8 protein-coding genes and 1 pseudogene are annotated in these 9933 nt (G+C 67.0%); 6 read left to right on the top strand and 3 right to left on the bottom strand.

Features of this window, described 5'->3' with window-relative positions; genetic code table 11:
- Position 1: 1 nt before the first annotated feature.
- Positions 2-898, top strand: a complete 897-nt coding sequence (locus ACK6AU_RS13855; protein ID WP_409299625.1) for a MurR/RpiR family transcriptional regulator — start codon at positions 2-4, stop codon at positions 896-898.
- A gap of 239 nt (positions 899-1137) precedes the next feature.
- Here ACK6AU_RS13855 and ACK6AU_RS13850 read toward each other — a convergent pair whose 3' ends face one another.
- The 3 genes and pseudogenes from ACK6AU_RS13850 to ACK6AU_RS13840 all read right to left on the bottom strand — a co-directional run.
- Entirely contained in the window at positions 1138-2328 is a 1191-nt protein-coding gene (locus ACK6AU_RS13850) for a pyridoxal phosphate-dependent aminotransferase (RefSeq protein ID WP_409299624.1), read from the bottom strand.
- A gap of 83 nt (positions 2329-2411) precedes the next feature.
- On the bottom strand, positions 2412-3275 hold the full coding sequence (locus ACK6AU_RS13845; RefSeq protein WP_409299628.1) for a methyl-accepting chemotaxis protein: 864 nt from the start codon (positions 3273-3275) through the stop codon (positions 2412-2414).
- Positions 3270-4037 (bottom strand): annotated as a pseudogene (locus ACK6AU_RS13840) (MCP four helix bundle domain-containing protein); the annotation flags it as partial. The pseudogene ACK6AU_RS13840 and the gene ACK6AU_RS13845, both read right to left, overlap by 6 nt.
- Before the next feature lie 401 nt (positions 4038-4438).
- Between ACK6AU_RS13840 and hpaB the strand changes: the two are divergent.
- The 5 genes from hpaB (at position 4439) to ACK6AU_RS13815 (ending at position 9929) form a co-directional block, all read left to right on the top strand.
- Complete coding sequence (gene hpaB, locus ACK6AU_RS13835; RefSeq protein WP_185699347.1) at positions 4439-6001, top strand: 4-hydroxyphenylacetate 3-monooxygenase, oxygenase component; 1563 nt, start codon at positions 4439-4441, stop codon at positions 5999-6001.
- A 54-nt stretch (positions 6002-6055) separates the two neighbouring features.
- Complete coding sequence (gene hpaC / locus ACK6AU_RS13830; RefSeq protein WP_185699348.1) at positions 6056-6568, top strand: 4-hydroxyphenylacetate 3-monooxygenase, reductase component; 513 nt, start codon at positions 6056-6058, stop codon at positions 6566-6568.
- A gap of 171 nt (positions 6569-6739) precedes the next feature.
- The gene (locus ACK6AU_RS13825) at positions 6740-7717 is read left to right on the top strand and encodes a helix-turn-helix transcriptional regulator (protein ID WP_185699349.1); all 978 of its coding nucleotides are present in this window, start codon (positions 6740-6742) and stop codon (positions 7715-7717) included.
- A gap of 137 nt (positions 7718-7854) precedes the next feature.
- On the top strand, positions 7855-8727 hold the full coding sequence (locus ACK6AU_RS13820; RefSeq protein ID WP_409299623.1) for a transporter: 873 nt from the start codon (positions 7855-7857) through the stop codon (positions 8725-8727).
- A gap of 23 nt (positions 8728-8750) precedes the next feature.
- Positions 8751-9929 carry an MFS transporter gene (locus tag ACK6AU_RS13815; RefSeq protein WP_185699351.1) on the top strand — a complete coding sequence of 393 codons (1179 nt, stop codon included), beginning with the start codon at positions 8751-8753 and terminating at the stop codon, positions 9927-9929.
- Positions 9930-9933 lie beyond the last annotated feature (4 nt).

The following is a 9933-nucleotide window of genomic DNA, read 5'->3' as shown; positions in this document are numbered from 1 at the left end:
CTTGTCCGAAGGCACCCCGGACAGCGACCTCGCCACTCCCCCGCTCGATGCCGAGGGCCTGCTGCAGCTGATCGCCCGGGAATACGAAAGCCTGCCGCGCCAGCTCAAGCGTATCGCCAGCTACATGAGCCAGCAGCGCGACCGGATCATGGTCGATCGCATCAGCGACATCGCCCGCGAATGCGAAGTGCACCCCTCGGCCATCGTGCGTTTCTCCCAGCGCCTGGGCTTTCGCGGCTTCAGTGACATGCAGGCGTTGTTCCGCGAGGCCTATACCCACAAGGCCACGCCGGTGCAGAACTACCAGCAGCGCATCCGCAGCCTGATCGCCAACAAATCACAGAAGGCCAGTAGCGCCGACCTGGCCCGCGACTGCATCGGCGCCACCCTCTCGGGGATCGAGCGCCTGGAACGGGAGCTGGACGAGGCGGCCCTGGAGCGGGCCGTGGACCTGGTGGTCAATGCCGAGAACATCTACGTGGTAGGGGTGCGCCGCTCCTTCGCGGTGGCCGACTACCTGGTCTACAACCTGCAGCACACCAACAAGCGCATCCACCTGGTCTCGGGGCTCGGTGGCAGCTATCGCGAGCAGATGCGCAGCATCCGCCCCGACGACCTGGTGATCGCCATCAGCTTCACGCCCTACGCCAAGGAAACCCAGCACTGCCTGCGGATTGCCCAGCACCACCAGGCCAAGACCCTGATCATCACCGACAGCACCCTCTCGCCCCTGGCCAGGCGCGCCAACAGCGTGCTGCTGGTCAACGAGGGCAGCTCGTTCGCCTTCCGTTCGCTGAGCGCCACCTTGTGCCTGTGCCAGGCGTTGTTCATCGCCGTGGCCTACCGCCTGGAACTGAAGATGGATGAAATCCACGAGCAGAGCGGCTTCGAGGACTAGCCGCGCGGCGGGCGCCCTATTCGTAGATCCGTTCATGGGCATCGCCTTGTCGCCGATGCTGGCGCCACGGCTGGCCCGGCACGGCCTGCAGCCCCAGCCAGCCCGGAACTAGCGGCCGCGACGCGCCCGTGCGCAGCCTGGCGGCACGAAGCGCATCCACCTCGCACCATCCTGTAGCCGCGGTCGAGGCTGCGCCAAGGCCCGCTGGTCCTTCCAGCCCTGGGTATGCCACCGCGTGGCTACAAGGCATTTCCCGGCGCAGGCAATTGCGCGGTGAAGCGGGCGATGCGCCGGCAGGCTTCGGCCAGCTGCTGGCAATCCAGCACCAGGGCGATACGCACGTGCCCGACGACGCTGGGACCGAAGGCATCCCCGGCCAGCACCGAGACGCCATGGCCCTCCAGCAGGCCATCGGCGAAGGCCTGGGCACCCAGCCCGGTGCGGCGGATATCGACCAGGACGAACATGCCGCCATCGGGGCGCACCGGTTGCAAGCCGGGGCACTCTTGCAGCATCGAACACACCAGGTCGCGGCGCCGGCGGTACTCCTGGCGCATCAGCAGCAACTCCGGCAAATCGCTGGACAGCGCCACCACCGCGGCGTTCTGGATGAACTCGGGCAAGCCGTAGAGCATGCACAGGGCCAGGTTGCCCAGGTGCCCGGCCAACACCGGCGGCGCGATCACCCAACCGATCCGCCAGCCGCTCATGGCATGGGACTTGGACAAGCTGTTGATGGTGGCGGTGCGCTCGCCCATGCGGGGCAGGCTGCCCGGGCTCAGGTGCTGCCCCTCGTAGAGCAAGTCGCTGTAGACCTCATCGCAGATCAGCCACAGGTCGTGCTCCAGGCACAAGCGCGCCAGGGCCTGCCAGTCATCCAGGGACAGGCTGGCGCCAGAGGGATTGTTCGGGCTGTTGAGCAGCATGGCCCGGGTGCGCGGGCCGATCCGCGCGGCGACGTCCAGCGGGTCGACGCAAAAGCCGCGCTCGGCCCGCACCGGCACCGGCACCACGGTCGCGCCGCAGGCGCCGATCACCCCTTCGTAGGTGACGTACATGGGTTCGGCCACCAGCACCTCGTCACCTGGGCCCACCAGGCACTGGGCCACCGAGAACACCGCGCATTGCGCCCCCGGCAGTACCACCACATGCTCGGCATCCACCACCTGGCCACTGCGTTGGCGATGGCAACGGGCGATGCAACTGCGCAAGGCCAGGTTGCCGCGTACGTCCGAATAATGGGTATCGCCGGCCAGCAAGCTGTCGATGGCCGCCTGGACCACCGGGCCCGGAGTATCGAAATCCGGGTCGCCCACCGTCAGCAGCAGCACGTCGCGTCCCTGCTCGCGCAGGGCCAGGGCTCGGTAATGGATGTTCCAGGCCGCGGAACCTGCGCCGACGATCCGCTGGGTCAGGGCTGAGTAGCGCATGGCTTTCTCCTTGAAAGACGCCTCAGCCCAAACCCTAGGTGCTGCAACCCGACTCGTCGAGCGCCGCCCGCGGCGGCCTCAGGTCAGATCACGAAGCGCGCGACCATGGCGTTGAGTTCTACCGCCAGGCGCGACAGCTCATGGCTGGCGGCGCTGGTCTGGTTGGCCCCGGCCGCCGACTGGGTGGCCAGGTCGCGGATATTCACCAGGTTGCGGTCCACTTCGCGGGACACCTGGGCCTGCTCTTCCGAGGCGCTGGCGATCACCAGGTTGCGCTCGTTGATCTGGTTGATGGATTCGGCGATCTGCTCCAGGGCCTCGCCGGCGGCGCGAGCCAGGTCCAGGGTGCTCTGGGTGCGCTGGTTGCTCTGCTGCATCGACTCCACGGCCTGGCCGGTGCCGTTCTGGATGCCAGCCACCATCTTCTCGATCTCCTGGGTCGACTGGGCGGTGCGATGGGCCAGGGCCCGCACTTCGTCGGCCACCACCGCGAAGCCGCGCCCGGCCTCGCCGGCCCGGGCGGCTTCGATCGCAGCGTTCAACGCCAGCAGGTTGGTCTGCTCGGCAATCGCGCGGATCACGTCCAGGACCTTGCCGATGTCCCGGCCCTGGGTGGCCAGGCCCTCGATCATCACCGAGGTGTCCTGCACGTCGTGGGCCATGGTCTGGATCGCCTCGACGGTCTGCACCACCCGGTCGCGGCCGTCACGGGCAGCCTGGGTCGACTGCTGCGAAGCCTCGGAAGTGGACACCGCGTTGCGTGCCACCTCCTCCACTGCCGCGGTCATCTCGTTGACGGCGGTGGCGGCCTGCTCGATCTCGGTGTTCTGCTGCTGGACGCCACGGGAGGTTTCCTCGGTCACCGCGCTCAGTTGCTCCGAAGCCGAGGCCACCTGGGTCGCCGAACCGGCGATCTGCTCGATGGTGCGGCGCAGGCTGGCCTGCATCTCGGCCAGGGCCTGCAACAGGCGCGCCGGTTCGTCCTTGCCGTCGACCTCGATGCTCTGGCGCAGGTTGCCGCCGGCGATCACCTCGGCGGCGTTCAGCGCCTTGTTCAGCGGGAGGACGATGCTACGGGTCAAGAGCAACGCCAGGATGATGGTCAGCGCGGCAGCGATCAGCGCGACGATGACGATCCCGGCGATCGCGCTGCCATAGTGCTCGCCAGCGGCCTTGGAGGCGGCCGTGGCATCGGCGGCGTTGAAGGCGATCAACTGGTTCAGTTGCTCGCCCATCTGGTCGGTGCCGTCCTTGATCCGGGTGTTGATCAACTGGCGCATTTCATCGAGCTTGTCCTGGCGTGACAGTTCGAGCATCTCCTTCTGTGCCTGCAGGTAGTTCTCCAGGGTGGTGGAGAAGGTCTTGTACAGCGCCGCCTCCTGGGGCCCCGCCGGCAGCGCAGCGTAGCTGGCCTGGGCCTGGCGCACCTTGTCCACCAGCGCGCCGATGCGCGTCTGGGCTTCGGCCAGGCCTGCCGGCTCACGGTTGACCAGCACCCGGAACGACAGGATCCGCAGGCGCAGGACGTTCTCCGTCAGGTTGCCGAGGAAGGCGACGCTGGGTAGCTGGTTGCTCTCCATGTCGACCGACGCTTCGCGGATGATCGACATGCGATTGACCGCAAACACCCCCAGCACGATGACCAGCAGGGCGATAAAGGCAAAACCGAGGAAAGCTCGAGGGGCGATATTCAGGTTACGCAGGGTCATAGGGCGACTCTCGAAGGAGAACGGGATGATTGCATCCATGCCATGGGACCACCGGTGCATCGGGGGCTGTACCGGCGAGCAACACTGCGGCACCAAAGTCCGTGGGCCTATTGTGGATATCGGCCGACGTTGCGCTTTCATATGGCTGATCTGCAAAAAAAATCCTGAAAATGACCCGCGATTCAGGACGACAACGAAATAACGCGAAGTGAATCGATAAAGCACCGGCGAGCCGTCCAGGCGCGGGCAAAAAATCGCTGTTCCGGCGTTTTTGTTCCGGTTCGCGGCGGTTCCCTGCCACCCCATGGAAAGTGCAAGCCATTCGCCGAAAAAGCCATTTCTCCCCTGCTTGCCGCTGCCCATCATGGTCCCGGTCAATAAAAACAACGCCGAGACTGGATATGAAACCCGAAGACTTTCGTGCCTCCCCCGATCGCCCGCTGACCGGCTCCGAATACCTGGCCAGCCTGCGCGACGACCGTGAGATCTACATCTATGGCGACCGGGTCAAGGACGTCACCACCCACCCGGCCTTTCGCAATTCGGCCGCGTCCATGGCCCGCCTGTACGATGCCCTGCACGACCCGGCCACCCACGAACAACTGTGCTGGCCCACCGACACCGGCAATGGTGGCTACACCCACAAGTTCTTCCGTTCGGCCAGGAGCCCCGACGAGTTGCGCCAGCAGCGCGACGCCATCGCCGACTGGTCGCGCCTGACCTACGGCTGGATGGGTCGCAGCCCCGACTACAAGGCGGCCTTCGGCAGCGTGCTGGGAGCCAACGCCGAGTTCTACGGGCCCTTCGCCGACAACGCGCGGACCTGGTACAAGCGTATCCAGGAGGCCTGCCTCTACCTCAACCACGCCATCGTCAACCCGCCCATCGACCGCGACAAACCGGTGGACCAGGTCAAGGACGTGTTCATCTCGGTGGACCAGGAAGTCGAAGGCGGGATCATCGTCAGCGGCGCCAAGGTGGTGGCCACCAACTCGGCGCTGACCCACTACAACTTCGTCGGCCAGGGCTCGGCCCAGTTGCTGGGGGACAACACCGATTTCGCCCTGATGTTCATCGCGCCGATGAACACCCGAGGCATGAAGCTGATCTGCCGCCCCTCCTATGAACTCCAGGCCGGCATGAGCGGTTCGCCCTTCGACTACCCGCTGTCCAGCCGCTTCGACGAGAACGACGCGATCCTGATCATGGACAAGGTATTCATCCCCTGGGAGAACGTACTGATCTACCGCGACTTCGAGCGTTGCCGGCAGTGGTTCCCCCAGGGCGGGTTCGGCCGCTTGTTCCCGATGCAGGGCTGCACCCGCCTGGCGGTCAAGCTGGACTTCATCAGCGGCCTGCTGGTCAAGGCCCTGCAATGCACCGGCGCCCTGGAGTTCCGTGGGGTCCAGGCCCAGGTCGGCGAAGTGGTGGCCTGGCGCAACCTGTTCTGGTCCCTGACCGACGCCATGCACGGCAATGCCAGCGAGTGGCAAAACGGCGTCTACCTGCCCAGCGCCCAGGCCCTGCAGGCCTATCGGGTGCTGGCGCCCCAGGCCTATACCGAGATCAAGAAGATCATCGAGCAGGTGGTGGCCAGCGGCCTGATCTACCTGCCCTCCGGTTCCCGAGACCTCAAGGACCCTGTGCTTAACCAGTACCTGGGCACCTATTGCCGTGGTTCGGGAGGCATGGGCCACGAGGAGCGGATCAAGATCCTCAAGCTGTTGTGGGATGCCATCGGCACCGAGTTCGGCGGCCGCCACGAGCTGTACGAGATCAACTACGCCGGCAGCCAGGACGAGATCCGCATGCAGTGCTTGCGCCACGCCCAGGCCAGCGGCTCGATGCAAGCCATGACCGCCCTGGTGGATCGCTGCCTGGCCGATTACGACCTCGACGGCTGGACCGTGCCGCACCTGACCAACCCCGACGACATCAACATGCTCGATCGCATCCGCCAGTAGTCGTGCGCAGCGAGGGCCACGTGCCCTCGCCACCCAGGCCTTCGGAGAACCCTCATGTCCATACTCGACCCCAAGCAACTCGCCTTTCGCAACGCCATGGCGCACATGACCGCGGCGGTCAACGTCATCACCAGCAATGGCCCGGCCGGCCGTTGCGGCATCACCGCCACGGCGGTGTGCTCGATCACCGACAGCCCGCCGACGCTGATGGTCTGCGTCAACCGCAACAGCGCCCTGAACCCGGTGTTCAAGGGCAATGGCCGGCTGTGCGTGAACATCCTCAGCGGCGCCCATGAAGACCTGGCCCGGCACTTCGCCGGCATGACCGGCGTGGCCATGGACCAGCGCTTCGGCCTGCACCCCTGGCGCGACGGCCTGCAGGCCCTGCCGGTGCTGGAGGATGCCCTGGCCAGCCTGCAGGGACGGATCACCGAGGTCCAGGAAATCGGCACCCACTCGCTGATGCTGGTGGAGCTGGACGAGATCAGCGTGCAGGAGCGCGGTGATTCGCTGGTGTACTTCAGCCGCAGCTTCCACCGCCTGCCCCGGCCCTGCCAGGCCGCCTGAACTCGGCCCTCCCGGCCTGGACCTCATGCCGCCTCCTGCATCTGTAGGATGGCGGCCAACGGTCCAGGCGCCGATACTCGACCCAGGCCCTGCCCACGCCTGCCCTGGCGTACCGGCCGTCGATCCTTCAGTGACGAAAACAATAACAACGTCGCCCCGAGGTACCGCGCCATGAGTCGATCCCAGCCCCCTGCGCCCGGCCGCTTGCAGGCCTTCAGCGAACTGGTCCTGGCCTTGCAGCAACTGGCCCAGAACAAGGACATCGAGCAGCTGCACCCGCACGCCCTGGCCCGCATCGCCAGGTTGCTGCCCTTCGACAGCGCCTGGTGGGGCCGCTCGGCCCTGGTGAACGGCGTGCCGGACGAACACAGTTGCTACCTGTACCGCCTGCCCCCCAGCTACCTGCCGGACTGGCAATCGATCCGCCATGTCGATGTCACCGTGAGCCGGGTGCACCAGGTCCCGGGCCGCTCGGTGATCGTCGACATGGCCGATCCGGACAACGGCGCCGGCCTGAACTGGCTGGGGCGCCTGTACAACATCGGCGAACTGCTGTGCGTGGTGCACATCGACCCCCATACCCACCTGAGCAGCCACCTGGCCCTGTACCGCCAACCCGGCGCAGCGCGTTTCACTACCGACGACCGCGAGTTGCTGGACAACCTGATGCTGCACCTGGTGGCGGCGGTCTCGGCCAACCAGATTCGCACCCTGGTGGCCACCCGCGAGCAACTCACCCGGCCACGCAACCTGGCCCTGGCGGTCTGCGACCAGCGCGGCGTGCTGCACTGCGCCGAGAGTGGCTTCGTCGAACTGCTGCTCAACGAATGGCCGCACTGGAGCGGCCCGCAGCTGCCGCAATCCCTGGAGCTGGGCAACTACGAAGGCAAGTGCCTGCACGTGGAGTCCCAGGCGGTGGGCGACCTGTTCCTGCTGGCGGCCCGCAGCCGCACCTTGCTGCCCCAGCTCAGTCCCCGGGAAAACGAGGTCGCACAAAGCTTCGGCGACGGCAAGACCTACAAGGAAGTGGCGCGCGACCTGGGCATGTCGCCCAACACCGTGCGCCATCACATCCGCGCCATCTACAGCAAGCTTGGGGTCAAGGACAAAGCGCGCATCGCCCAGCTGCTGCACGCCCCGCCCGACTGACCCTCGTCGCGCCTTCCCACGCTGATTCGCGCCGTCACCCGTGACGGTCACGGGCAGCCCTTGCCCGGTTTCCAGCCCCTGCCGCCTGCCGGCAAGCCGTGCGCCGCACAACAACGCCAACACGAGACGCATCGCCCATGACCAGGAACCTCATCCGTACCGCGCTCGCCGTGGCCAGCACCCTGGCCAGCCTGTCGCCCCAGGCCGCCGATCTCAACGCCCGGGATTTCTTCGCCGCCCCGGTAGGCACCAGCCTCGGCGTGCTGTACCTGCCCGCCACCCGCGCCGGCAGCTTCCATGGCCCGGCCGACACCACCGGCAAGGCCGACCTGCGGGTCAATGCCATGGCCTACCGCCAGGTGTTCTTCAGCAACCTGTGCGGCACCCTGTGCACACCGCAGTTCATCGTGCCCTTCGTCGACACCGATGCGCGCCTGCCCGGTGCCGCGCGCCGTAGTCGCGAGAGCGGTTTCGGCGATCCCCAGGTGGGCGGCACGCTGTTCTTCATCAACCAGCCGCAAAGTCGCACCTACAGCGGCTTGCTGACCCTGATCACGTTGCCGGTGGGCGAGTACCACAGCCGCGAGCCCGGGGTCTCGCCAGGGGCCAACCGCTGGGGCGCGACCTTCGTCTACAACTACACCCAGGGCCTGGGCGAGAAGTGGGTCCTGGAGGCCAACCTCGAAGCCCAGTTCTACGCCACCAACGATGACTACCTGGGCAGCGACCTCAAGCAGGACCCGCTGTACCGCCTGCAAGCCTTCGCCTCCTACGACTTCACGCCCAGCACCTACGGCGCCCTGCGGCTGATCCAGGCCGATGGCGGCGAACTGCGCATCGACGACCGGCGCATCGACGACACCCACCGGCGCTACACCCAGGTCGGATTCGAGCTGGGCCACTGGCTGGACTCACGCAACCAACTGATGTTCAGCCTGTCGCGCAACGTCGCCACCGACAACGGTTTCGCCGGCACCGACGCCCTGTTGCGCCTGGTCCACGTGTTCTGACCCCCGCCCGAGGAAGCCCGTCCATGCATAGCCATAACCCTGCCCTGAGCGACACCGCGCCATCGGCCCGCCAACCCCTGGGGCTCCTGGCGGCCATCGTGCTGTTCGCCGCCATCACCCCCGCGGTGCTGCTGATGGCCCCGGCCATCGCCGCGCAACTGGCCAGTCAGTGGCAACTGAGCCCGACCCGGATCGGCGACCTGTTCAGCGCCGAGCTGGGGGCCATGAGCCTGGCCACCCTGCCCGCCATCTGGTGGCTCAAGCACCTGGACTGGCGCCGCGCAGCCTTGTGCAGCGCGGTGCTGTTCATCGCCGCCAACCTGCTGTCGATGCTGGTCCATGACTACTGGCTGTTGCTGGTGGCGCGTTTTTGCAGCGCCCTGGCCGGCGGCTCGCTGATGATCATCTGCCTGGCCAGCGCCGCCGCCAGCCCCAACCCCAGTCGCGCCTACGGCTTCTGGGTGATGGGCCAGCTGGTGTTGGGGGCCATTGGCCTGAGCCTGCTGCCGCTGCTGTTCGAGCACTTCGGCCTCGGCGCCTGCTACCTGATCCTGGCGCTGCTGATGGTGCTCTGCCTGCCCCTGGCCCGCTGCTTTCCCGCCGGCGCCGAACCGTCACTGGACGCCGCCACGCCAGCCCCGCCGATCTCCTGGCTCAAGGCCGGCCTGGGCATCCTCGGCATCCTCGCGTTCTACATCAGCCTGAGCGGGGTCTGGACCTTCATCGGCGCCATCGGCAGCCAGGCCGGGCTCTCGGCCCAGGCCAGCGGCGACATCCTGGCCATCGCCACCCTGATGGGCATCGTCGGCGCCCTGTGCGCCACCTTGTTCGGCGACCGCCTGCCCGGCAGCGGCCTGTTGTGGCTGGGCTACGGCCTGATGGCCGGCTCGGTGCTGGTGCTGTACGGCCAACCGCAACTGGCGCGCTTCGCCCTGGCGGCCCTGGTGTTCAAGTTCACCTGGACCTTCATCCTGCCGCTGGTGTTGGCGCGCCTGGCGCAGATGGATCGCAGCGGGCGCCTGATGAACGCCTCCAACCTGGTGATCAGCGTCGGCCTGGCCATCGGCCCGGCCCTGGCCGGACGCCTGATCGAAAGCAGCGGCGGCTTCCACGGCCTGCTGCTGGCCGGCGCCGCCCTCACCCTGCTGTCCCTGGCCCTGGTCCTGGGCTGCCGCCCCACCCGCTCGTCACCATTTTCTTGAACGA

It is taken from the genome of Pseudomonas sp. KCJK8993 (assembly GCF_046230915.1).
GTDB classification, from domain to species: domain Bacteria; phylum Pseudomonadota; class Gammaproteobacteria; order Pseudomonadales; family Pseudomonadaceae; genus Aquipseudomonas; species Aquipseudomonas piscis.
This window is presented reverse-complemented; position numbering and strand designations above follow the sequence as displayed.